The sequence below is a fragment of the Pseudomonas sp. LBUM1643 genome (assembly GCF_059716215.1).
On record NZ_CP166813.1, the window covers coordinates 3,489,485 to 3,512,106 of the forward strand.

A 22,622-nucleotide genomic window follows, 5' to 3' on the forward strand; every position below is an offset into this window, starting at 1 on the left:
TGGCTTATTGTTCATTAGACTTGTGAAATACATTCATAACATGGGCTATCCAGGCCCGTGCTTTCTAACTTGTGAAATGGCCTCACAGATCATTTTCAGCCACGTTGGATTATCAGTCGGCATCAATGCACCTACCTTTTTGAGAATCATCAGGAAAGGACGGGATCCCATGAACTCATTATTTGAACCCTGCCATGTCGGCGCGTTGACGTTGCGCAATCGCATCGCCATGGCGCCTATGACCCGGGCGCGTGCGCCGGATGGCGTTGCCACCGATCTCACTGCGCTTTACTACAGCCAACGAGCCAGCGCTGGATTGATCATTACCGAGGGCACTCCGATTTCGCGCTCGGCCGAAGGGTTTCTGGCTATCCCCGGCATCTACACCAAGCCACAGATCAATGGCTGGAGAAAAGTGACTCAAGCGGTCCACGATGCCGGCGGTGTTATCTTCACGCAGCTATGGCATGTCGGGCGCGTCTCCCATGTCAGCATTCAACCAGACGGTATTGCGCCGGTCAGCTCGACCGCTCAGATTGCCCGCGACTCCCAGGCCTGGGGCATGACCGAGCGTGGCGAACCCGGGCCGGTCGATGTCTCCAAACCCCGCGCCCTCAGCACTCACGAAGTCAAAGAGGTGATTGGTGACTTTGCTCAGGCAGCCGCCAATGCTATTGATGCCGGCTTCGATGGCATTGAGCTGCATGGTGCCAACGGCTATCTGATCGAGCAGTTCCTCAATCCGCTGGTCAATGACCGCACGGATGAGTACCGCAGCGACACCCTCGAAAACCGCTCACGCTTCTTGTTGGAGGTGGTCGATAGCGTCATTGAGCGAATTGGTGCGCAACGCACGGCCATACGCCTGTCGCCCTTTGGTGGCCTGTTCGATATGGGGCTGTACGAGGATATCGAAGAGACCTACCTGTATGTTGCCGATCAGCTTTCCAGGCGTGGATTGGCCTACGTCCATTTCATGGATCAGCTGTCGCGTGGCAGCTCGCCGATTCCAGGCGATTTTCTGAAAAAATTTCGCAGCCGCTACCACGGAATACTGGTTCTTGCAGGGGGCATGACCAAAGAACGTGCGGAGCAATTCCTGCGCGATGGGTTGATCGATATCGCAGCGTTTGGAGAGCCCTTCATCGCGAACCCTGATCTGGTTGAACGCCTGGAAAATAATTGGCCGCTATTAAAACCAGACCGGGCACTGAGCTATGGTGGCGGAGCCAACGGGTATACCGACTACCCAAACTACTCGATCATTTGAAGTTACTTGAGTGGTGTGCTGGCTTAGTCAGCCACCTCCTGTGTCAGGAAGTCGATCAGCGCCCGCGCCGTCGCCGACAATTGGCGATGGGGTGGATAAATCACCGAGAACGGTCGGGACCGTCCACCCGACTGTTCGAGCAGCGGGACCAGGTGTCCACTTTGAATCCGTTCGCGGACAATAAAGTCGTAGGTCTGGCAGATCCCCATGCCGTGCTCGGCCAGAGACACAATGCCCAGCACATCGTCGGACACCTGAACATTCGCCTCGGGTATCCACTCCCGATCCACCCCCTGTTCGCGGAACAGCCAGGGCCCGACGCGGCCGCTGCTGGGCATCACAAACGGCAGGCAGGCATGCGCCGACAGTTCGTCGACACTGCGCGGTGTGCCGGCACGGCTCAGGTACTTCGGCGCGGCGACCAGGCACAAACCCGCGTCTTCAAGCTTGCGGCCGATCAGGCCACTGTCCGGCAATTGCCCGAGACGAATCACCAGGTCATACCCTTCCGCCACCAGGTCCACATTCCGATTGCTGATGCTCAACTCGATGCGCACCTGCGGGTACTGCCGGGTAAAGCGAGACAGCAATGGCGGCAACCGGTAATGCCCGTAGGTCGTCGGCACACTGAGCCGCACACGACCGGTCAACTCGCCTTCCTGCCCCTGGATCGTCCGCTCGGCATCATCGATTAGCGCGAATGCCGCGCGGGATTGTTCAAGGTAAAGCAGGCCCGCCTCGGTCAGGCTCAGCCGCCGGGTCGTGCGTCGCAGCAGCTGGACGCCGAGGCGCGCTTCCAGGCGAGAGATCGCCCGGCTGACCACCGACGGCGTGGTCGCCAGAAACACTGCGCCGGCGCTCAACGAGCCCTTTTCCACCACGGTGACGAACACTTCAACGTCCGCGAGATAATCGAATCGACGGCTCACCCTTACCTCCAAAGAACAAGTTCTTTCCTTTACAGCGAGTTTATCGCCCATGGAGGCATGAATATAGTTGCGTGATCGATCAAGCGACCGCTGGATCAATCACAACTCACTGTTCGGGATCTCCCATGCGCCCTATCGCCAGACTCGCTCTTGTAATGACCATTTCCGCTGCCGCCTTCAACGCACAGGCCGGCAATGTCCTGATCGTGTTGTCAGACTCCGACCACCTCGACCTCAAGGACAACAAGGTCTTCGCCACCGGGTTCTACCTGAACGAACTGATGCAACCGGTGAAACTGCTGCTCGATGCCGGGCACTCAGTGACCTTCGCCACCCCGACCGGCAAGGCACCGACCCTGGACCAATCGTCCAACGACAAGATGTATTTCAACAATGACGTCGCGGTCTTGCAGGCGCACAAAGCGCTGCTGGATCAACTGAAAATCACCTCGACGGGTGAGTCGCCGGTCATCAGCCTGGCGCGGATCGAACAGATCGGCTACGAACAGTTCGATGCCGTCTACGTCCCCGGCGGCCACGCGCCGATGCAGGACCTGCTGCACAGCGCCGCGCTGGGCAAACTGCTGAACAACTTCCATGACAACGGCAAGACCACCGCCCTCGTCTGCCACGGCCCGATTGCCCTGCTGTCGACCCTGGCCGACCCGGCCGCTTTCACCCGACAACTCGAAACCGGCGGCAACGCCTCGACAAAAGGCTGGACCTACGCCGGCTATAAATTCACGGTTATCAGCAATCAGGAAGAGGAACTGGCCAAGGGCTTGTTGAATGGCGGCGCAATGAAGTTCTATCCGCAAACGGCGCTGGAACAAGCGGGAGGCGTCTACAGCAGCAACACCTCGCCGTGGAGCACCCATGTCGTCATCGACCGCGAACTGGTGACCCGGCAAAACCCTGGTTCAGCGCTAGACGTGGGAAAGGTGATACTCGAGCGCCTGAAAACCCAGAGCCAAGCGAAAGGCTGATCGATTCAAAAAATCGCGTTTTTGCAAGGACATTACAGTGCCGGGCCTTGCTTCAGGCCGCCGCTAGCGCAACATATAGGCGGTGGCCTGAAGCGCCTCCACTTGTGAAATGGAGGCACAAATGAAAGGAGCTACGACTAGTCGGTCAAGCAGTTATTTACCACTATAAAAGCGTACGACTCTATGGGCACGTTGGCAGACAAGCGCAGCATCTCCCGGCTTTTCGTCCGTAAATACCACTGAAGCGGAAGGAATAATGGAATGAGTAAAAATGACTAGCCAGACTTGTCATCGCTGTAGTTGCCTTGGTTATACTGAAGGCCCCACCAGAAACAACTCCGGCAGCTACTTCTTCGTCATCGACTGAGGAGCAATGCAACACCTGAGTGCGCATCGTCAGTTCATCGCTGCTGTAGTAAGCGAGTTGCGTCATTTCTTTACCTCAATGCAGATTTCGTTTCTCGACCCGTACTAATGGATGGAGGTGGTCGCCACTTCCGCTCTCAATGGCGTCAAGGTAAGGGACACGCCTGCTCCTCCACTTGTAAAAAATTGAGCGCTTTACGGAACTGGCGAAATCTCGTCGCAGGAGACGTCCTCCTCCATCGGGAAGCTGAAAATACAGCCGCGAGCTGTCCGCCACATGAGCCTTGGATGCACTTTGGGGCATCCGCGCTGCCCAGTTGTTAACTGCACGAAGCTGGGATTTTTTTTTGCCAATCCATGCGACATGGGAATACGAATGAACGCGTCGCAACAACACATTTACACATTCTTATGTGTTAATGTATTTGCACACTCACCTACCCTTATGGGCTCAACAATGTCCTCTCGCAATCTTTTTGATCCTATGAACCTTGGCAGCATGGTGCTTCGAAATCGTATCGTATTACCCCCACTGACTCGTTCCAGAAGCTCGCAGCCAGGCAACGTACCGAACTCGCTCATGGCAGCGTACTACCGCCAACGCGCTACAGCTGGCTTCATGGTCACCGAAGGTTCTCAGATCGAGCCACGCGGCCAAGGCTATGCTTGGACGCCCGGTATTTACAGTGACGAACAGGTCGAAGGCTGGCGTCAGGTGACCGAAGCAGTTCATGCCGAAGGTGGCACCATCTTCTGCCAACTCTGGCACGTTGGCCGCGTTTCCCACGTCAGCTTGCAGCCAGATAATCAGCCTCCAATTGCGCCTTCCGCTATCCGTGCGACCAACGTTAAAGTATTCATTGAAACCGGCCCTAACCAGGGAAAATTAGCAGATCCGAGCATGCCGCAAGAATTGACTACTCTTCAGGTTAAGGAGTTGGTAGAGCTTTATCGCCGAGCCGCTCAAAATGCGAAGCGTGCGGGGTTCGATGGCGTTGAGCTGCACTCCGCCAATGGATACCTCATCAACCAATTCATCTCAGAGCACACTAATCGCAGAACTGACGAGTACGGGGGACCACTCACAAACCGACTGCGGTTCCTACGTGAAGTGACTGAAGCAGTCATCGGTGTATTCGGAAACGAGCGCGTTGGTGTACGCTTCGCGCCGTTGTTTGAATCGACGGATGAAGAACGGGTCTATTTGGGGCTGGTCGAAAAAGATCCGCACGAGACCTACGTCGAAGCGACCAAAATACTGGAAGGTTTGCGCATCGGGTACCTTTCAATTGCAGAAGCAGATTGGGACAATAGCCCTGATCTTCCAGATTCATTCCGACAGGCACTGCGTGATACGTTCTCGGGCCCAATCATGTATGCCGGTAACTACACTCACGAGAAAGCCAAGCGCATTCTCTCGACTGGTTACGGCGACTTTTTCGGCTTCGGACGCACGTTCATCGCAAACCCAGACCTACCGCAACGTTTCAAAGAAGACCAACCCCTAAACCCCGTAGATCCTTCAACTCTGTATGGCGGTGGGGAGCGGGGATACATCGACTATCCGCACAGCACCTGATAGCGTGCGCGGTCACCAAATGGGGCAGCCCCACATTAAAGTCAAGGTCCAAGGTTTATGGAGCTAAGCGAAGCACTTAAGGTCTTGTCTCATCCGACCCGACGAGCTGTACTCGCCTGGCTGGCAAATCCGCACAAGTCTTTCGAGAGCTACAGCCAGCTCTATGACTTCAGCGTATACGGTGTATGCGCAAGCTTGATCCAAGACAAAGCGGGGATGTCGCAACCTGCAACATCCCTTTGCCTAAAGGTTCTTCAAGACATGGATTTCGTGACCGCAACAAAAATTGGAAAATGGACTTACTACAAGCGGAACGATGAGCAACTTTTTGTCGCGTTGTCCGAACTGCATTCCGAGTTGAACGTTTGAGCCCTGCCCCTAGGCATTACTGACTGAGATCGAAGGGAGCCTCATGGCTGGCATGATGCCAGACTTATGGGCTTAATTATGGTGTTCAGCAGAGCGCTGATGCGAAATAGATCAGTATTGCGAAGGGGCGACACCGAACGCCTGTCTAAATGCTCTGTTGAAATGGCTCTGATCGTAAGAACCTCCTGCGCTACTTGCGTCAAGCAGTGGAGTGTATGACTTAGCAGTATGCAGGCCCGCTCCAGTCTTAGCCTCACAAGCCAAGCAAGAGGCGTCATTCCGACCGTTTGCTTGAACAGCTTCAGGAAGTGAAAACGTTCGAGACAACAAAGCGCGGCGAGTTCTTCCAAGGTTATCTTTTCGGCTAGATGCACATCACATTAATCCCTCACCCGCAGCCACTGCACGGGCGTGAGCGTGCCTTTGACGGACTGCGGCTTGATCATGCGCGTTTGACTGAAGAGCCGGTCCAGCAGCATCAGCCATTCTGATTGCACCTCCAGCGGCTCAGACTCCTGACCTGCCTGCAACGCATCGTTCAACCGAACAAGATGACCCGCAAGCGAAGGATCATGGAGCACCGCAGCACCCAATGCGGGGAACTGATCTTGCCCAGTGATTTCTTCGGTGATACCGCTCAGAAGATCAACAGAAACTCGAAATGTCTTGAGCGTGTAGGAGTCGTCACCGGCGCTAATACCGTCGTGTACTTCACCCGCAGGCATAGGCTGGATCGTGCCAGGTGTTTCTGGAAGATTTTTTGCAATGCTGATCATGGCGGTATTGGTTTTACCGATCGGATTCTCCAGCTACGTCGACAACATGTGGGTCATGGTCGGTCTGCTGAGCCTGGCAGCGGCTGCGCATCAGGGATGGTCAGCCAACCTGTTCACCACCGTGGCGGACAATTTCCCACGCTCGCAGGTCGCCTCGGTCATGGGCATCGGTGGCACGGCAGGGTCTGTGGGCGGGATGATCTTTCCGTTTATCGTCGGCCTTGTTCTGGAGCACTACAAAACAATGGAAAATCTCACCCTCGGCTACAACCTGATTTTCATCGTTTGCGCGAGTTCTTACCTGACTGCATGGATAATCATGCGACTCATGGGCAGTCGTCGCGCCCCCGCGCGTCAAGAACCTGTGAGAACCTGATAGCCGGGCTTTCGCCAAACCACGAGGCACTACGCCTCGTGGAACTCAGACTCATTGCAGGCAAACGAACGTCCCTCACATGATCAACGAGAACAAAGGCATACAGTCCGTCGAACGCGCGATGATGATCCTTGAAACCATCGCAGCGGCAGGTGGCGAAATCCGGTTGGTGGACCTTGCGGCGCAATCCGGTTTGCACAAAAGCACCTTGCACGGCTTGCTCAATACGCTGGCCGCCCTGGGCTACATTGCCCGCCGCGGCACCCACTATGCTCTAGGTTTACGCCTGCGCGAAATTGCTCAACCGTTGAGCGACGCAGATGCGTTGCTACGTGAAGCCTTTGCCCCTGCGCTACGCACGCTGGCGGAACACAGTGGTGAAACCTGTTTCCTCGCGGTGCCCTGCGGTACTCGCGAATACCTTTATATGGATGCCCTGGAAGGCAGCGGCAATTTGCGCGTTGCAAGTCCGCGTGGACGTCGTGCGGGGCTGACCACCTCGGCCATCGGTAAAATATTCCTGGCCTTTGACGAGGACTTGCGCCGCAGCCTGCGCCGAGCGGACTTGCTACCCGCGGAACTCGAAATCGAGTTGGCAGGTATCGTCACCCATGGCTATGCGTTAGACCTCGAAGAAGCCGAGCCCGGGCTTAACTGCGTCGCCCTACCCCTGCGCTTGCAAGGTCGAGTGGTGGCGGCGCTCGGTGTTGCCGCGCCCGCCTCACGCTTGCCCAAGACAGAATTGTGCAAGCTGGCGACCCACGCCATGCGAGAAATGTTCGACATGCTCAAACTTTAGCCGTCAATGGCCTGGGGCATATTCCCTTGAAAAGCAATCGTCGGGATCATCGCGGTTCTGTCGTTTTATTCAATGGAGTCCCGAATGTTTGAGCAATTGTCCCAGCAGGTCATTAACCGTGCACAAGCGCAGGCGCGGGATCAAGGCTTCGCCGTCTGCATCAGCGTGGTCGACGATGCCGGGCTTCTGCGCCATTTCGTCCGCATGGATGACGCCGTGCCGGGCGCCATCGATGTTTCGCTGAAAAAAGCGCGCACGGCTGCGTTGTTTCGTACCGACAGCGCCGAACTGGGCGCCGAAGCGCAACCAGGCGGGTCTATCTACTCGCTGGAAGCCACCAACGGTGGGCTGATCAGCTTTGGTGGTGGCGTGGTGCTGCGTGATGAACACGGCAAGGTCATCGGCGCCGTTGGCGTCGCCGGGGCCACCGTCGAGGCGGACCAGGTGATAGCCCTGCAGGCAGCGGGCCGTCCATGAACCGATCCACGCAACGTATTCATCCTGGCGTGCTGGCGTTGGCGGTGACAGCCTTCGCTATCGGTATGGCCGAGTTCATTGTCGTGGGCATTCTCCCGGCTATCGCTTCTGACCTCGATATACCCCTGGCGCGCGCGGGAAACCTGGTCGGGCTGTACGCGTTGGCGCTGGCGCTCGGTACACCACTGACCGTACTGGCTCTGGCGCGCTTGCCGCGAAAACCGGTGCTGCTGGCGCTGATTGCGCTGTTTCTGGGCGGGAATCTGCTGGCAGCGCTCTCCACCGATTACCCTTGGTTACTGGCAGGACGCATCATCACCGCGCTCGCTCATGGCAGCTTCTTTGCCATCGGTGCCACCGTCGCCGCCAGCCTGGCCCCGAAGGGACAGGCAAGCAAAGCCATCGCAGTGATGTTCGCGGGTCTGACGCTCGCGATGGTCATCGGTGTGCCGATTGGCAGCTTGCTGGGTAACGCGATGGGGTGGCGATTGCCGTTTTATGCGGTCGCGCTGCTGGCCGCCCTGGCCTTGATGGCTACCGCGCGGTGGTTGCCCAGCGTGCCGACGCCGCCGTCGGGCAAAGCTGTCACTCAGTTGGGGGCACTCGGACACCCGGCCATTTTGGCGATGATGGCCGTGACGGTGTTGGGTTTCGGTTCAAGCTTTGCCGCCTTCACCTTTATCACACCAATCCTCACCGACATCAGCGGCTTTTCCCCCGCGAGCGCCAGTTTGCTGTTGGTCGTTTTCGGCGCGGCGACCCTGGTCGGTAATTTCGTAGGGGGCCGACTCGCGGCCACGATGGGCTGGCAACCGGCATTGCGAATAATCTTCATGCTACTGGCACTCGTGCTGGCTGCGGTCGCGCTGCTGTTGCCCTATCAGTTGCCGATGGTGGTGATGCTATTTTTCTGGGGGGCGCTGGCGTTCGGTCTCTCTCCCGCCGCCCAGGCCGGCATGCTGGCCACCGCCGAGCGCTATACCCCGCACGCGGTGGCGTTCGCTTCGGCGCTGAACATTTCAGCCTTCAACCTGGGCATTGCCTTGGGAGAAACCAGCGGCAGTGCCCTGGTCGACAACGGGCAGATTGCTCTCACACCCTGGACAGGTGTCGTGACTGTGATCCTTGCACAGTTGCCGCTGGTCTGGCTGGTGTCGCTCAACCGAAAAAAACCAGGCTTGCATCGCCCCCGCTCGACGGCCAGTTAAGGCTATTCGTGCGTCCGACAGGCTTTGCCAGCGTCTGCTCCGTTATTTGTAGATTTACCCGCTGATCAGCGCCGCCAATGTGGCGGGTTGCGTCAGTTCAACTTTGAATACCCTTCTACCCCACAGGTGAAAACATGAGTGACGTCCACGTCCGGATTACTATTGAACGCCCCGTCGAACACGTCTGGTCACTTCTCGGTGGCTTTGATTGGCTGCCCCGCTGGCTTGATGTCATTGCCAGCAGCACCCTCAGTGACGCAGGTCGCTTGCGCCATCTGAAAACCGCCGATGGTGCGATCATCGTCGAACGCCTGCTCACGTTTGATGAAGCGGAGAAACGCTACAGCTATGCCCTGCTGGAAGGCCCATCGCCCGTCACTGACTATATCGGCACGATGTCAGCACAGGATGACGGCAAAGGCGGGACGCTGGCTTGCTGGTCCAGTACCTTTGTGGTTCAGGGTGCTGACGAAGCTGAAGTAGTGGAGCATTTCGAGGTTCTCTACCGCACCGGACTGGAGCGTCTCAAAATCATCATCGAGTCCACGGACTGACAATGGCAGTCGGGGTCTGCAACGCCGCACTGAAGCGCTGCGGTGTGTGCAGGATCACATCGACATGAAAGTTACGTCCCAACGCCAGGCCATTATTTCCCTGAACTTCTTCGGCGTAGCTCCCCCCTCCCGACAGGGAAAGCGGTCCAATCGTGCATTTTGATCAAGACTATTGTGCTTGCCGACGCATTTTTCTCTCGGCTGAGGACGCAGATACTACCGGCAATTACCCGTAGAGTTAGCTCTGCATCATGCAAGGCGCAGGAGACCTGATGAACTCACATTTTCAACGTTTACTCGGCCCCAACAACTTCTCCATCGGACTGGAATTACCGCTGGACAATGATTGGTCCACTGCCGGCCAACGCTTGCGTATGGCAGAAAAACGCCCATTTGGCGTCCCTGACCTGAAGCAACATGCCCAACTGGCCCGATTGGCGGACAACAGTGGTTTTCGAGCCCTGTGGGTGCGTGATGTACCGGTCTATGATCCGAACTTTGGAGACGCTGCACAGGTTTTCGAGACCTTTTCCTACCTGGGCTATTTGGCCGGCATCACTCAAAACATCATGCTCGGCACCGCCGCGGTAGTGTTGCCGCTACGACAACCGTGGTTGACTCTCAAAGCTGCCAATAGCATCGACGAGCTGAGCGGGGGTCGCTTGCTATTGGGGGTGGCCAGTGGCGATCGACCGATGGAGTACCCACTGTTCGGTGTCGACTACGACCAACGGGGAGCGCATTTTCGCAGCACTGTTGACCTGTTGAAAAGCCAGGGCGCTGGACGTCTTCCGGAGGGAGCCCAACTATTACCGCAGCGTGCAGAGCCCTTCCCCCTGCTGGTTGCCGGACTTGGCCAACAATCACCCGCCTGGATTGGAGAACACATGGATGGTTGGCTCGCCTACCCTGGAACGCCGCAGGAACATCGTCGGCGTGTAGGGCTCTGGCGTGAGGTGGGTGCTGACAAACCTTATATCAGCTTTTTGCACCTGGACCTTGAAGCCAATCCCCATTCGCCCATGAAACCGCTGCGTTTCGGTGGTCGCGGCGGTCGCATGGCACTCATCGAGGAGCTAGAGGCGTTACGTGAGTCGGGTGTGCAGCATGTTGGCCTGCATCTGCGTCACAGCGAACGACCCGTTGTGGAGGTGGTTGAAGAGATTGCCGAGTACGTTTTGCCCAGATTTCACGGCGTAGTCTGACTCGCTGCCCACTATGGGCCTGAGTCCTGTATTCCACAGGGCTCAGGCCACTTGGCTCCAGCTTGATACTCCCTCAACCCCGTTTCAAATTCATCGCGATTGTTGAATTTGGTCAGGTAAAAAAGGTCATGAGTTTAGAGAGAACAATTGCCGGTTGTTCAATGGTTGGACTGTGCCCGACACCCAGCATGACTATTTACTCCGAGCGTGGCAGTGCACTGGCCGTTTCCTGAGACCAGGCAACTGGTCGGGCAATGTCCTCGTCGCCGCAGATCACCAAGGCCGGCACCGGGATTTCGTGAAGGACGTCGAGAAGATTTCCTCGCGCGTTAACTCCGGCAAGTTGGGGAGCCAACCCACTGGTGGTTTCAGCGATCCGGCCTCGCCACAGTTTCATTTCATCGACCTTCGCTGGATCGTTTCGGGTCGTCGAACCAAACATGACGTTGACGGTTTCATCGAGAATCTGACCGGTAAAACCGCTCGCGCGAATCCCATCGACCCAGCTGTCGAGGCCCTCTATTTTTTCAGCAGGCTCGGAGCGTGCCGAGGAACCAATCAACGCCATTGAGTGAAAGAGTTGAGGTCGACGATGGACGACACGAAGACCGACGTCGCCCCCCCAATCGACTGAGCCAGTAATCGAATCTGACTCAAACCGAGGCTGTCGATGAGGACATCGATGTCAGCAGCGTGAGTCTCCATGCTCACCAAATCCACGTTCACCGGGGCGTTTCGTCCCTGTCCACGAAAATCCGGGCTGACCACCCGAAACCTACCCTTGGCACGCTGCGCAAACGCTTGAAACATTCGCCCGTCTAGAAAGAGTGAATGCAATGCAAGTACCGTTGGAAGATGTTGCTCACCGGTGTCACGAACAAAAATATCGACACCGTTGATACTGCGTATTGAAGTGCTGTTTTCTAACTCGTTCATTGTGTGCTCCTGCTGTTTGCAGTGAAGTCGATATGCTCAATGTGCCACGACGAATCATTACGCCACTGGGCGCGCATCACCGGCGATCCGATGTAGCCCAGGATCTTGGAGTCAGCATCCCGGATGCGGGTCTATTAATTAAAGGTTATGCCCTAGGTGTAGTATTTGGGGGTCCCATACTCGCGATCGGAACCGCCAACGTTGGGCGTCAAAAAGTTCTTCTAGGACTGTCCTTGATTTTAATTTTGGGTAATATTTTTTGTGCAATTGCACCAAACTACACAACCTTAATGGCTGCCAGGGTAATCACCGCTCTGTGCCACGGTACTTTTTTTGGCATTGCGTCACTGGTCGCCGCCAAGTTGGTACATCCAGATAAGCGCGCTCAGGCAATTGGACTAATATTCGCCGGACTAACCCTCGCCAATGTGCTAGGCGTGCCACTAGGAACCGCCCTCGGACAATACGCAGGCTGGAGATCCACTTTCTGGGTAGTCTCAATTATCGGTGGGATTTCGACCATCGCTCTATGGGTCTGGCTGCCAAAAAATCTCGCTATAGAAAAGACCAATCTAACGCGTGAGCTAAGAGTGCTTCTTAACAAAAAAGTATTGTTGGCACTAGGCATGAGTGTTCTAGCCTCCTCCAGCCTATTCAGCGTATACACCTACATTGCACCGATCCTACAAAACGTAACAGGAGTATCACCCAGCGGAATCACACTGATATTGTTACTATTCGGTGTAGGCTTGACTGCTGGTAGCGTGGTTGGCGGTCGACTGGCCGACAAGCATCTTCTCCTGTCACTCCTAGGAATGGCAGTAGCGGTGGCAATAACACTCTCAATCTTAACCCAGACTGTCCACTCAGTAATTCTGGCAACTATAACGGTGTTGTTTTGGGGCGTTTTTTCGTTCACCCTATATCCAATGCTGCAACTAATGGTCATTGACCAATCCAGGGAAGCACCCAACCTCAGTTCGACTCTAACCATAGTGCATTCAACCTCGGTAATGCAGGTGGCGCCTGGATAGGCGGATTGGTGATAGCCAGTGGATCAGATCTTGCCAACCTACCCTGGGTTGGCGTGACAATAGGAGCCATGACGATCCTCACCGCAGTTTTCTTTATCTACCTCCAGCAGTATAGAGCGTCCGAGCCCAATCTTCCTGACCAGTGCAGTCGTTGAAGAGTCATTGGCTGAGGCTAAACAACCTCACATTGGCTTCAGCCCGTGAACGCTATTGTTAGGCGCCACCGACTTCATCAATATGCTACCGCCCCCCCCCCGCTAGAAACAGAAAGCGCTTGGGTCAATAGCACCACGCAAGTCCCCCTCAATCGGGCTCAACTGTAACAGATATTGGGAGGCGACTGACCAACATCAAGCCTTCTGATCAATCCTTGAGCCCAAGGTAAATGCATGCCATAACGAAAATGCACATCAGACAATCGTAAAACAATATGTGTTTGTGCATAAGCACGTCGATAAAATATCGTATGGAGAGAAGAACCAAGAATACCCACTAACCAAACAAAACCCGACTCTAGAAGCACTGTAATAGGCACACCACTCAAACAACAAAACACTGCTTACAACCCAAGCACTTACCCACAGCAAAGTGACTACGCCAATACACGATTTTCTCTATTATTGATTCTTCCTCACGCCTTTGCCCGCCCATGTTTGTAACCTCTCAAGAGCAGCACAACCTTAGGCGCCCTCCTTTGGGAGGCGACTATCTAACACCTACAGTCAAGGTCTCCCTGGTCCACGAACAGGTTCCGAGGTTCCATGACGGTCTGCTCCACACCACAACCATAAGCAAAGCGTTAAAAAAAGCATTTTCTCCAAATATCCACGCCCTTGTTGCTGTTTATTTCTACCTGTATTTTTTCCTACGAGCAGCCCCCCTCCACCTGTGAAATTTGTTCACAACTATTGTTAATAAAAAAACATACCCGACTCATATCACCACCTGTAAAATTCAAACCGCTGTTGTGAAAAATTCTGTTAGACGCGTGAATTCCGCGTTCGACTCCTATTAGAATGGAGGATGGATCCTCATGAGCATATTATTCGAGCCCTACAATACTCTCAACCTACGAAATAGCATTGAATACGGTACTGTTAATCCTCACAAACACGGAATAGTACTTACAGCGAGATCAATGGTTTTTTCTGTATTAAGCAGGCAAGTGCAGACTTTTCCACTATATCGGGAGTTCCGGCCTCGCATTTGGCCGAGAACATTCTATCCCGATCGGCCGCCTCTGAAACAGCTAATAGGACTGCGACCGGAGAGCGCCATATTGTCGGCTAGCACGACGGGGAATATTTATTTAGGTCTAAAACTGCGCAAATTTAAGTATTCTTATTTAAGACCTGAAGAGCCACGTAACCGTGGCTGCTATCCAGCGATGATCAATCCCACAAGTTCGGCTGCGCCAGGAAGCAATGTCTTTTACACATGACCTTTAACTCAGCCATTAATAGCCTCGTGTCAAGACGACCATCTAGGTTGTCGAACATCAGCGAATCTCGCGCACATGATTCTATTGCTGTCGCTCTCAGTATTCCAACTTGGCGGGCGATGTAGAAATATCGAGCGGGAGGCTTGTCCATATGGAATGGAGATTCGTCCGCCTATGTTTACCTACGCTTTCAATCCGCATGCAAAAACATTTTATCGCCCTATCGAAGCAGCGTTGCGTTGGTGTAACCTCACACGATACGAAACACATATATTACAAGCCGCCTGGCATTGCCCAGAGAAACTTGGAATTCTGTTTCCTCAGTGGCCAGGCCTTCATGCAAATACCGAAAGAATTTACGATGCAGTTCGAAATGGGGAATTACCCTATGGCTGCCTCGGCATTTCGGTCCCTCAGGGAAGCTACGTGGAGCCCACTCAATTAACTGTGCGTCATTCTGATTTACGCCACTGGATGCACACCCACTACTCTGACCAGAGACCCGACTTTCTTTTTGGCTCAGCAGATAATATTTGTGAAAAAATTAGCTTAGGTGCTTATTTTGCACTTCAAGCAGATCGTGACGTCCTTCTACGCGAACTTAACACGCTACAGCGTCACCATCAGGAGGTTGTGGCCGATCTCCAAGTTCTTGGGCTTGAGCAAGAGAATCTAAAGGAACTTGTCAAGTCACATGGACGAATTGATGAGCGTAGCGAAATTGTGTACCAGCAGATCATTGGCGCCTTACTCAATGTCCTTCTGGGACAATCACCTGCGGGCAAACCCCTTTCAGTGTTCAAAAGCCAAGCTGCAATTGTCGATGCTGTGACCGTCCGCTATAAAAACATTCCTGGCCTCAGTAAACGCACACTAGATGAAAAATTCGCCGCAGCTAACCGCAGCCTCAAAAAAGCCACCTGAGCCACAACATTGCACTGCAATGCTCTCGATTGCAGTGCAATGACTCTTTCCCATTTCTGCTATTCAATACTGGTCACTTCCCACCACGCGCCAGCCGGCGCCAGGAGTGACCAGCATGTCCAGCCAATCCTCACCCATCGTTGAAACACCTCAACCGCAGGTCGAACGTCACATCATGCGGCGTGACGAGGTGGAGCGAAAAACTGGCTTCAACCCATATTGGCGCTCGATCTCCATCACTTCGATGACGAGGCGCTCCACCAAGTCATCTCTATCCTCTTCCAGCCCTGGTTGCGTCATATCAACTGCTCCTTGCACTATTTTGAGCTGATTAAATAGATCAACGACAGCTACTCACCATAAGCCTAGTGCATGGCACGCCATGCGTGTGATGATCTTTGCTATCGGTACCGTTAAGAGGCTCAGAGGCTCCGAGGCGGTCCCTACGCCCAACTGGAGACTGCTCTACCACGGTGAGTGCCGGCTTGTGCCGTCATGAATCGGCATTGCGCTGACCACCTTAAAGACAGCCGATGCTGGGCCTAAATATCGCGCTGCAAAGGTAACTACTCACTCAGAGTTTCGAATGTGGACAACATCAGTAATGTTTCGCCTTGAACGTCCGGCATGTGGATTGTATTAGCCTTATTGGTCGTGATTGCTGCAGATACGACAGGTGACGGCTGAGAATGAGGAGGCCCGGTCGTTGACAGATATGCATCCCAGTCAACCTTGCGGCGATTGGCTTTAAGCCAATTACACCCACAACTGCATGTCCTTTTCCACTAGAAAGCAGTTTTTTCTCCCCTGAAATAATCACACATCAGACACGTTAAAAGCGAGGTAGATGGTTGTGTTTTCCGTTTCACTTTTTTCGAACATTATCGCCAGACAGGATTCTCCTGAAGCCGTAACTCTCTGCTATTCCAGACGATAGTTGCGGTTTAACGGACTCTTGCGACAACGTTGGTTTGATCGGAGTATTCGGGCTCGTCCCATAGAATGATGTGAATGCACTCTGACGGGTATCCGCCGCTAATACTTGCGCATAAAGCTCTGCCTGCTTCATAAGCCGGTGAGTCTGCTCTATTGCCTTAACAGACTCGAGAATACGCAGTGTGTCCAGGAACAGGCGCATCCCACGCCGGAACAATGGATATCCACGTTCAGAAGCCTGTATCAAGGCCTCCACGGCCATGGGTACATTGCTGCTGCCCTCAACAAGCAACAACGCGTTGGCATATTGTATGTAACCATCGGCCATCCACGGCGTCAGTAGAGCAAGCTTCTTCAGCCAGTCAATCGGGACATCACGCCGGTGTTGCAATATGAAGTAACCACCCACGATGGCTGCAAGCGGATCCTGAGCCTTCTGATTCAGCAATTCCTTACATTTTGCCAATAGATCCTGGTCTGATACCTGATCCGAGCTGGATTGCGATGCGGACAGAAATCGAACCAGATTGTCGGCGACCGAATTGCGCAGCGACACCGCCACCTCAATCCTGTCATCCGCTGGTTCTGACAGGTCGTTACCAGACTTGGTGATGATGAGAAGTCGGGAAAAACCTTGCTGCGGCATCACCACAAAACGCGTGGCAATGTCGGGGCCACCGATTTCCAGCATCAAGGGATCCCGGCATGATGAATCCAGCTCCAGCTGGTATAGCCCGGTATCGTGATTGACGACTGCATCGACCGCCTCTAGGGATGGACTCCATTGTTCATCGCTGTATTTCCATGCACGCGTCCATAAATCGTCCATAGCTGGTCCATCGAAACCCTGTTGCACCAGCTCCGAGGACTCTCCGATGCTTGCCCAACTCAACCACTCATGCTGGCTACCGACGTCCAGCTGGAATCGGACCTCAACGGTTTCATCTTTGCCCGTCACCATGAACACAAGGGACTGGGATTCACCGTTAGGCAGGTGGATGCGTGCCCAGTATCGTCCCGTATTCCCCCACTCCAGCGAGACCGTGCTTTCCGAAAAAAATGCACCTCGTATGCAAATTTCCATGTCTGAGTTAATGATGTCCCAGGTCGCGACGAATTTGTCCTGAAAGGACGGCGGCAGATCGATTACCAAGTTGATAATGGCCATGCGCAGAACCTCACGGATATTTGAACGGGTGATCGCAAGTCGGCGGATAAATCATTTGATCATGTTGCGTCCATTGACCGCCGACACCCATTTCGACGCGCCACTCTCCTGGCTCGATATCGGCTCGCAATGGCTGATTTATAGCTTCGTGGTGAACAAGTCCGGAACGTTTGAGTTGATAAGTCACTGGAATCACCGGAACGGGTGGCAGGCATTGCACACGAGTCTTGACCTTGGGCAATCCCCGGAGCACATGAAGAGTTGCATCACCGGGTGCCTCGGAAACCACCAGTTGCCTGTTCACCGAAGCGCCGGAGTCGAAACGCATGATGCGGTGTGTTGCACTCGCCAGGCTGCTGTTTGTCACAACCCACCCTCCTCCGCGGTTTTCTGATGCAAAGCCACTCAAACCCTCGAGCAGTGCCTTGGTGAAGTGGGAGGGTTCACCAGCGGTACCGAATGCCTGCGACCCTTCAAGAGTCGAGTTCATTGCCAGATAGTTTCGATTGTCTGCATGGTCCATCAAAGCATCGAACATCTGGTTTCCAGTCGCAAAAACATCGGTAAAAGCGACCGGGTAGCTACGACAACAATCGAAGAACATGAACTGCGACTGGGCACTGCATTTGCGCATTCCCAGTCGTATGGAATCCAGGCTCAGGGCCTGGTTCCAAATGCTCAGTTCCCCCGGTTTGCCAAAGTCGCTGGTCAGCAGTACCAGATCGCGCACTTTCAAGCCGTGTCCGCATAAATAAAGAAATGCGACGTTGTCGGAATGAGTATTGCAGCGCGCGACCCACTGGTTGATGGCCGTTTTCAGATTGGCCATGGTCGGTATTGACGCAGGATCCGCTGCTGGCGATGCCTCGGAAACCAGCAAATCAACGGTTGCCAAGGGAGCTGCAGGATTATTGAGCTTCGCTTCAGGGTGACCAGCATAAGTATTGGTGCCCAGCATCCAGTCGACCACCGCGTAGGCGGAAACAGGCGAGGAAGTGAGCTGCGCTAAAGGGAGCCGATTGGGCCTTACCTCCTCCGCGCCGCCCAGGAGATACGGATAATTGCCAATCCCGACGATCAAGGCATGGGTTCCCGGCGCATCTGGATGATCCAGGTAGGCCTGGCTTTCATACATCAGGGTCATTGTCGAACCTCGATGGCGATACGTTTGACTTCGGCAACAACTCGACCTCTATCTCACCTTGCTGGTTATCGTCGGGGAAAAGAGTGGTGTAATTTCGCTCTCTCTTTATCGCGTCAATGTCCCAAACAGCGGTTTCATCCGATCGATAGTTGAAGACGATTTCTTTGGCATTACCCATCTTGATCAGACGCGCAATCGTGGAGGGTGACGGGTGCTTGAAGTAGTTTCCGTTAGTCGACACTAACCACTTTGGGCAATCGATCAGGGCCAACAGCTCATTGGAGGTGTTGTGCGAGCTACCATGATGGGAAACCTTGACTGCATCCAGGCGTATTTTTTCAGCACCTGTTCCAGCCAGCAGCTTGCCCAATGAGTCGATCAACACATCAGGGTGCGCGTCCGCAGCAAGCAGTATCGACACCCCTTCGAACTCCGCGATGAAGGCGATGCTGCTGCCGTTGGCGACAGCGGTGTCCGTGGTAAATACCTCATTGGCGAGCAAGTTTATGTCCGGGGCGCCATACGCTTCATCTTCCGCGGGGTCAGCTATGAATGTTTCCGGATGAACGATGCCTGCTTTGAGGCATTCGTTCGCCCACTCCTCCGCCAGCTCATCTAGCTTGGCCCTGGTGGGCGATACCAACGTCAACTTCAGACCTCCCGCCAGTTGGATAACGGGCAGTGCCCCCTCTTTATCGCAGACTACAGCGCCCAAGTTAAACTGCCGGTTCCAGGCTGGGCCCAAGTCTTTCAGGTAGCCTGACAGGGCTTCACCCTGGATAACACTGAAGGACTCCATATCGGGGGCGACCAAGTGTCGATATCCGTTGAACCAGATTTCCTTGAATGTGACCAGTGGTTCAGGGTCGGCGAAAAATGCCAAGGCCCCCTCGATATGGTCACGGTCGATATGTGAGATCACCAGCAACTCGAACTTACGCTGGTCCGGGCTCAGTTTTTCAAACCTCTGTTTGACATGTGCGTAGGTACTTTGGCGTCCCATATCGAACAGCACTCTATTGGGTGCGGCAGCATCGCCATACTCAATCCAGAGACAATCACCTTCGCTGGCCGGCATTAGCGTTATGGAGAAAATTGAATTGCTCATACACCGCTCTCCGGATAGGGAAAACTCTCGGGAGGTTGCAAGCTCCTGTTGAAGTGAGACCGTATGGCGGCATCGGCAACCGCATAGCCCCAGTTGATCAGGCGTTTCTGGGTTTCAATGTCTTTAGTTGCGAGGTCTGTAGGGACTTGAGCCAGCTTACGTGTACTGTCGTACGGGCAAGGCAGACAATCGGGAAGTTTGTGGACCCCGATATCTTGTTTGATATCCCAAAAGGCGCCATATCGCTCACGATCTTTAAAGGCCTGAATCAGCAGACGCTTTCTGAGACTCAATACTTGGTTATCCATCACGTCGAGACAGCGACTACCCAAGGAAACCCAATTGACGGAAATTTTGGGCTGTTCGGAAAAAGGCTTTCCAGCGTTACTGACAAACAGGGTTCGGAAAGATTTGTAACAGGTCTCCAATCCGAGATTGTCGTAGGCCCCGCCATCAGCAAGGGCTATAGAATTGGTATAGGGTGCATAGCGCAGAAAGGGCTTCCCTTCCTGATCAAAATCGCTGTTCTGAAGATTCAGGGTCGCGGGTGCCAGAATCGGAGGAAATGCAGCAGACGCACCAACCGCCTGGGCTACCGGAAATTTCGGGTTCATGACCCTTCCCACTTTCCAGTCGCCCATATAGGGTCTGGAAAAGCGCCAGACTGCACCCGACTGCAAGTTTGAGGCGTTAAAGATAAAGCGCATGCGATCAGGGAGATCCTGAAGTTTCCTGCCTTGATACAGTGCGTCGTCAAGCGCCTTGGCGACATGCGCGTTCACCTCTCCGGGCATTACTATGTACTTGATAATCTTAAAAACACCCTTGGCCGACATCCCTGCGAGGGTGGTATCTGCCAAATGGCGTATTGGGTCTACGACAAGCTCTCTATATGCCTTATCGAATTCAACCGGCCCGAGTTTTTCAAGTGAACCAAACTCCAACGCTAATTTCGCAGACACAATGGAGCCCCCTGAAACACTGGATATCCGTTCAAGCTTGCCCACACTCACGAAGTCGCCGCTGGCGTCCATTCGGTCAAGCGGACGATCCTGATAAAAGCCGAGCTGCCCTAGTCTCCATAGGGTTCCTGTGTGGAACAGCATTGCACGATAGCCACCTCCGGAAAGTGCAAGTGCCATACTCTCGCGCAATGGCCTGGGTTCGTCCGGCTCAGGATGATTCGTGATGGGTTCCACGACAGGCATGAGACAGATCTCCAGAACCAATTATTGGATCAGGGTTCACTCGCGAGCTATGCCAGGAATGTTGTAGTCATCAGAATGCAGGACAATTAAACCTCCGTTGTCCTCTTGAACCGCCTGGACCGACGGGACTGTCGCTGACTTTTAGCTCCATTGGACCTCAGACCTGAAACTGCGGCTCGCCGTCGATAACGACAAAAAGCGTCAGAAGTTTTTATACCGCTTATAGTTGGAAAAGCACCGCCAACATAGGCATTCAGATCGCTCTTTTGTTCAGACTTCCTTATGTTAATTGGCATGGTTGGCCGCCCTGAAGTAGGTCAAGTAAAAAAATGCCGAAAGACTATAAAAAAAACATCAGCGCCAATGCATCCACCCCTCCCCTGAAACCTGACTACAAGTCAAGCGGATCCTAAGAGTAACGTCAAAGAAATAGCATATGAATTTTCGCTATTAATTCTATTACCAGAGAAGCCAACTCGCCGCCTCGTTCTGGCTAACCTTAACCAGGCTTTCTGTAAATGAAGGCAACTTGCGCATCTGTCTGCTACATATATATTTGTACGAGCCTTTGGTAAAAATCACGCCTATCGATAGTGTTCGATATGCATGAACAACTTTCGCCAATGAGGAAGGAGCACGAATCGAATGTGGCTCAATCTTTGCACCAAGACTTTTGCGCGGATAACGAACCTCCGCTACCGAAGGCTCCTGATGTTATTTTTTTCATTGCTGGCATTCGCGGCAGTCGTCAGCCCTGCGAGCGCAGAAGTCGGTCGACTGTTCGTGCAGCCCGGCAGTACGACCGTGCTGGAACAAGGCAAGGATAAGATCGAGATAACGGGAGCCGTACCTCCCGGCGCTCATGTGCTTACGACTGAGAGCGGGACAAATCAACCTTTCTGGATACTGACCTATACCGCTTCGAATCCACCGATCGCGGACGAAGTTGCGATTACTTTTAGCCAAGGGAACACTTCCAAATCCAGGCTCATTGAGATCAGCAACACGCCGACTTCGGAAGATCCGGCGCTAATCGGAAAAACAATCCGCCTTCTTTTTGCAATGCTCATTATCGCAGTGATACTCGAATCGGCATTTGCGGTGTTATTCAACTGGCGGGTCTTTCTCGAGTTCTTTGATGGTCGCGGCATCCGCACGTTAGTAATGTTCCTTGCCGCTTACCTAGTCGTTGTCCGCTTTGATATGGACTTCGTTGCGGACCTGCTGAAAATCTATCTCTTGCCGGTAACGTCAAGCATCGAGACGCGACTCTTGACTGCGCTCGTACTCGCGGGGGGAAGTGCAAGTGTCAATGCATTAATGGTCGCGCTCAACTTGCGGGAAAACCGCAAGATTGAAGATCTTGCTCAAAAACCGCCTAAGACCAAGGCCTGGATCGCTTTGAAGGTTCATCGAAAAAACGCGCAGAAGATCATAGAGATTACCCAGCATTCGAAACCGATCACAGCCGGGACCACTTCTCAAGAGTTACTAGGGCTCGTCCGACCACAAAACGTCTTTCAACGCCTCGCGAAATATTTTTGGCGCGATGTCGAGCGACTTCCAATGACCGCCGGCATCGAGGTTCAACCGGGTATTGAATATACGTTTGTCATTCGAGGGATAAACAGGGACGGTGTCGAAATTTTTTGCGACGCTTCGGGGCAGTCGCTTTCAAACAGTGATGGGACATATACCCCCAATCCACGCGCCTACGTATTTGCTCCGGGTGCAATTATCGATTTTGAAATCACTCTCTAATCAACGCACGCGCCTGCCGGTCCGATGCGAAACCTGCTCGCTCAAAACGCGACGGCTCTTCCGACGCG

The 22,622-nt window shown here is 53.9% G+C and carries 22 protein-coding genes and 3 pseudogenes; 14 read left to right on the top strand and 11 right to left on the bottom strand.

The window, feature by feature from the left end; genetic code table 11:
• Positions 1-169 precede the first annotated feature (169 nt).
• Positions 170-1,270 (top strand): alkene reductase, encoded by a 1,101-nt coding sequence (locus ACA063_RS15670; RefSeq protein WP_497662372.1) that lies wholly within the window; start codon positions 170-172, stop codon positions 1,268-1,270.
• A gap of 23 nt (positions 1,271-1,293) precedes the next feature.
• Here the strand turns inward: ACA063_RS15670 and ACA063_RS15675 are convergent, their stop codons facing one another.
• Positions 1,294-2,199: a LysR family transcriptional regulator gene (locus ACA063_RS15675; protein ID WP_497662373.1), complete on the bottom strand. Its 906-nt coding sequence runs from the start codon at positions 2,197-2,199 to the stop codon at positions 1,294-1,296.
• Positions 2,200-2,324: 125 nt separating this feature from the next.
• Between ACA063_RS15675 and ACA063_RS15680 the strand changes: the two genes are divergently transcribed.
• From ACA063_RS15680 to ACA063_RS15690, 3 genes are all read left to right on the top strand, one after another.
• Positions 2,325-3,185, top strand: coding sequence for a type 1 glutamine amidotransferase domain-containing protein (locus ACA063_RS15680; RefSeq protein WP_497662374.1), 861 nt, complete (start codon positions 2,325-2,327; stop codon positions 3,183-3,185).
• Positions 3,186-4,008: 823 nt separating this feature from the next.
• Entirely contained in the window at positions 4,009-5,130 is a 1,122-nt protein-coding gene (locus tag ACA063_RS15685) for an alkene reductase (protein ID WP_497442041.1), read from the top strand.
• A 57-nt stretch (positions 5,131-5,187) separates the two neighbouring features.
• Complete coding sequence (locus ACA063_RS15690; protein ID WP_497662375.1) at positions 5,188-5,499, top strand: ArsR/SmtB family transcription factor; 312 nt, start codon at positions 5,188-5,190, stop codon at positions 5,497-5,499.
• 111 nt (positions 5,500-5,610) lie between these two features.
• On the opposite strand, the gene ACA063_RS15695 is transcribed toward ACA063_RS15690, so the two are convergent.
• The 3 genes and pseudogenes from ACA063_RS15695 to ACA063_RS15705 form a co-directional block, all read right to left on the bottom strand.
• Positions 5,611-5,763, bottom strand: coding sequence for an AraC family transcriptional regulator (locus ACA063_RS15695; protein ID WP_497666536.1), 153 nt, complete (start codon positions 5,761-5,763; stop codon positions 5,611-5,613).
• A pseudogene (locus ACA063_RS15700) lies at positions 5,691-5,873 on the bottom strand (AraC family transcriptional regulator); the annotation flags it as partial. The gene ACA063_RS15695 and the pseudogene ACA063_RS15700, both read right to left, overlap by 73 nt.
• Positions 5,874-5,879: 6 nt before the next feature.
• Positions 5,880-6,275: an AraC family ligand binding domain-containing protein gene (locus ACA063_RS15705; RefSeq protein WP_497662376.1), complete on the bottom strand. Its 396-nt coding sequence runs from the start codon at positions 6,273-6,275 to the stop codon at positions 5,880-5,882.
• Here ACA063_RS15705 and ACA063_RS15710 point away from each other — a divergent pair.
• From ACA063_RS15710 to ACA063_RS15735, 6 genes are all read left to right on the top strand, one after another.
• On the top strand, positions 6,265-6,651 hold the full coding sequence (locus ACA063_RS15710) for an MFS transporter (RefSeq protein ID WP_497662377.1): 387 nt from the start codon (positions 6,265-6,267) through the stop codon (positions 6,649-6,651). The genes ACA063_RS15705 and ACA063_RS15710 overlap by 11 nt on opposite strands.
• A gap of 79 nt (positions 6,652-6,730) precedes the next feature.
• The gene (locus ACA063_RS15715) at positions 6,731-7,450 is read left to right on the top strand and encodes an IclR family transcriptional regulator (protein WP_497662378.1); all 720 of its coding nucleotides are present in this window, start codon (positions 6,731-6,733) and stop codon (positions 7,448-7,450) included.
• 84 nt (positions 7,451-7,534) lie between these two features.
• Positions 7,535-7,927 carry a GlcG/HbpS family heme-binding protein gene (locus ACA063_RS15720; RefSeq protein WP_497440852.1) on the top strand — a complete coding sequence of 131 codons (393 nt, stop codon included), beginning with the start codon at positions 7,535-7,537 and terminating at the stop codon, positions 7,925-7,927.
• On the top strand, positions 7,924-9,135 hold the full coding sequence (locus tag ACA063_RS15725) for an MFS transporter (protein ID WP_497662379.1): 1,212 nt from the start codon (positions 7,924-7,926) through the stop codon (positions 9,133-9,135). Before ACA063_RS15720 ends, ACA063_RS15725 begins: the two co-directional genes overlap by 4 nt.
• A gap of 134 nt (positions 9,136-9,269) precedes the next feature.
• The gene (locus tag ACA063_RS15730; RefSeq protein WP_497662380.1) at positions 9,270-9,689 is read left to right on the top strand and encodes an SRPBCC family protein; all 420 of its coding nucleotides are present in this window, start codon (positions 9,270-9,272) and stop codon (positions 9,687-9,689) included.
• Positions 9,690-9,961: 272 nt separating this feature from the next.
• Positions 9,962-10,894 carry a TIGR03571 family LLM class oxidoreductase gene (locus tag ACA063_RS15735; protein WP_497440849.1) on the top strand — a complete coding sequence of 311 codons (933 nt, stop codon included), beginning with the start codon at positions 9,962-9,964 and terminating at the stop codon, positions 10,892-10,894.
• Between the two features lie 196 nt (positions 10,895-11,090).
• Here the strand turns inward: ACA063_RS15735 and ACA063_RS15740 are convergent, their stop codons facing one another.
• Together ACA063_RS15740 and ACA063_RS15745 are read right to left on the bottom strand one after the other, a co-directional pair.
• Positions 11,091-11,462, bottom strand: coding sequence for an alpha/beta fold hydrolase (locus ACA063_RS15740; protein ID WP_497662381.1), 372 nt, complete (start codon positions 11,460-11,462; stop codon positions 11,091-11,093).
• Entirely contained in the window at positions 11,453-11,830 is a 378-nt protein-coding gene (locus tag ACA063_RS15745; RefSeq protein WP_497662382.1) for an alpha/beta fold hydrolase, read from the bottom strand. The genes ACA063_RS15740 and ACA063_RS15745 overlap by 10 nt, the downstream gene beginning before the upstream one ends.
• Positions 11,831-11,919: 89 nt before the next feature.
• Here ACA063_RS15745 and ACA063_RS15750 point away from each other — a divergent pair.
• The 3 genes and pseudogenes from ACA063_RS15750 to ACA063_RS15760 all read left to right on the top strand — a co-directional run.
• Positions 11,920-13,019, top strand: a pseudogene (locus ACA063_RS15750) (MFS transporter); the annotation flags it as partial.
• A gap of 1,361 nt (positions 13,020-14,380) precedes the next feature.
• A complete protein-coding gene (locus ACA063_RS15755; RefSeq protein ID WP_497662383.1) occupies positions 14,381-15,229 on the top strand; it encodes a hypothetical protein in 849 nt (282 codons plus the stop codon).
• A 115-nt stretch (positions 15,230-15,344) separates the two neighbouring features.
• A pseudogene (locus ACA063_RS15760) lies at positions 15,345-15,440 on the top strand (AlpA family transcriptional regulator); the annotation flags it as partial.
• Here ACA063_RS15760 and ACA063_RS15765 read toward each other — a convergent pair.
• From ACA063_RS15765 to ACA063_RS15785, 5 genes are all read right to left on the bottom strand, one after another.
• A complete protein-coding gene (locus ACA063_RS15765; protein WP_497666602.1) occupies positions 15,398-15,529 on the bottom strand; it encodes a hypothetical protein in 132 nt (43 codons plus the stop codon). The pseudogene ACA063_RS15760 and the gene ACA063_RS15765 sit on opposite strands and share 43 nt — an antisense overlap.
• A 565-nt stretch (positions 15,530-16,094) precedes the next feature.
• A complete protein-coding gene (locus tag ACA063_RS15770) occupies positions 16,095-17,333 on the bottom strand; it encodes a hypothetical protein (RefSeq protein WP_497662384.1) in 1,239 nt (412 codons plus the stop codon).
• A 10-nt stretch (positions 17,334-17,343) separates the two neighbouring features.
• Entirely contained in the window at positions 17,344-18,477 is a 1,134-nt protein-coding gene (locus ACA063_RS15775; protein ID WP_497662385.1) for a caspase family protein, read from the bottom strand.
• Positions 18,461-19,585, bottom strand: a complete 1,125-nt coding sequence (locus tag ACA063_RS15780) for a ComEC/Rec2 family competence protein (RefSeq protein WP_497662386.1) — start codon at positions 19,583-19,585, stop codon at positions 18,461-18,463. The genes ACA063_RS15775 and ACA063_RS15780 overlap by 17 nt, the downstream gene beginning before the upstream one ends.
• Entirely contained in the window at positions 19,582-20,793 is a 1,212-nt protein-coding gene (locus tag ACA063_RS15785) for a patatin-like phospholipase family protein (protein WP_497662387.1), read from the bottom strand. Before ACA063_RS15785 ends, ACA063_RS15780 begins: the two co-directional genes overlap by 4 nt.
• 645 nt (positions 20,794-21,438) lie before the next feature.
• On the opposite strand from ACA063_RS15785, the gene ACA063_RS15790 reads away from it, so the two are divergent.
• Positions 21,439-22,554, top strand: a complete 1,116-nt coding sequence (locus ACA063_RS15790; RefSeq protein ID WP_497662388.1) for a hypothetical protein — start codon at positions 21,439-21,441, stop codon at positions 22,552-22,554.
• Positions 22,555-22,622 lie beyond the last annotated feature (68 nt).

What these genes read in the sequence shown, in the direction of transcription:
- ACA063_RS15670 (WP_497662372.1), top strand. Translation starts at nt 170, where the DNA reads ATGAACTCATTATTTGAACCCTGCCATGTCGGCGCGTTGACGTTGCGC.
- ACA063_RS15680 (WP_497662374.1), top strand. Translation starts at nt 2,325, where the DNA reads ATGCGCCCTATCGCCAGACTCGCTCTTGTAATGACCATTTCCGCTGCC.
- ACA063_RS15685 (WP_497442041.1), top strand. Translation starts at nt 4,009, where the DNA reads ATGTCCTCTCGCAATCTTTTTGATCCTATGAACCTTGGCAGCATGGTG.
- ACA063_RS15690 (WP_497662375.1), top strand. Translation starts at nt 5,188, where the DNA reads ATGGAGCTAAGCGAAGCACTTAAGGTCTTGTCTCATCCGACCCGACGA.
- ACA063_RS15710 (WP_497662377.1), top strand. Translation starts at nt 6,265, where the DNA reads ATGCTGATCATGGCGGTATTGGTTTTACCGATCGGATTCTCCAGCTAC.
- ACA063_RS15705 (WP_497662376.1), bottom strand. Translation starts at nt 6,275, where the DNA reads ATGATCAGCATTGCAAAAAATCTTCCAGAAACACCTGGCACGATCCAG.
- ACA063_RS15715 (WP_497662378.1), top strand. Translation starts at nt 6,731, where the DNA reads ATGATCAACGAGAACAAAGGCATACAGTCCGTCGAACGCGCGATGATG.
- ACA063_RS15720 (WP_497440852.1), top strand. Translation starts at nt 7,535, where the DNA reads ATGTTTGAGCAATTGTCCCAGCAGGTCATTAACCGTGCACAAGCGCAG.
- ACA063_RS15725 (WP_497662379.1), top strand. Translation starts at nt 7,924, where the DNA reads ATGAACCGATCCACGCAACGTATTCATCCTGGCGTGCTGGCGTTGGCG.
- ACA063_RS15730 (WP_497662380.1), top strand. Translation starts at nt 9,270, where the DNA reads ATGAGTGACGTCCACGTCCGGATTACTATTGAACGCCCCGTCGAACAC.
- ACA063_RS15735 (WP_497440849.1), top strand. Translation starts at nt 9,962, where the DNA reads ATGAACTCACATTTTCAACGTTTACTCGGCCCCAACAACTTCTCCATC.
- ACA063_RS15740 (WP_497662381.1), bottom strand. Translation starts at nt 11,462, where the DNA reads ATGGCGTTGATTGGTTCCTCGGCACGCTCCGAGCCTGCTGAAAAAATA.
- ACA063_RS15745 (WP_497662382.1), bottom strand. Translation starts at nt 11,830, where the DNA reads ATGAACGAGTTAGAAAACAGCACTTCAATACGCAGTATCAACGGTGTC.
- ACA063_RS15755 (WP_497662383.1), top strand. Translation starts at nt 14,381, where the DNA reads ATGATTCTATTGCTGTCGCTCTCAGTATTCCAACTTGGCGGGCGATGT.
- ACA063_RS15765 (WP_497666602.1), bottom strand. Translation starts at nt 15,529, where the DNA reads ATGACGCAACCAGGGCTGGAAGAGGATAGAGATGACTTGGTGGAGCGC.
- ACA063_RS15770 (WP_497662384.1), bottom strand. Translation starts at nt 17,333, where the DNA reads ATGGCCATTATCAACTTGGTAATCGATCTGCCGCCGTCCTTTCAGGAC.
- ACA063_RS15775 (WP_497662385.1), bottom strand. Translation starts at nt 18,477, where the DNA reads ATGACCCTGATGTATGAAAGCCAGGCCTACCTGGATCATCCAGATGCG.
- ACA063_RS15780 (WP_497662386.1), bottom strand. Translation starts at nt 19,585, where the DNA reads ATGAGCAATTCAATTTTCTCCATAACGCTAATGCCGGCCAGCGAAGGT.
- ACA063_RS15785 (WP_497662387.1), bottom strand. Translation starts at nt 20,793, where the DNA reads ATGCCTGTCGTGGAACCCATCACGAATCATCCTGAGCCGGACGAACCC.
- ACA063_RS15790 (WP_497662388.1), top strand. Translation starts at nt 21,439, where the DNA reads ATGTGGCTCAATCTTTGCACCAAGACTTTTGCGCGGATAACGAACCTC.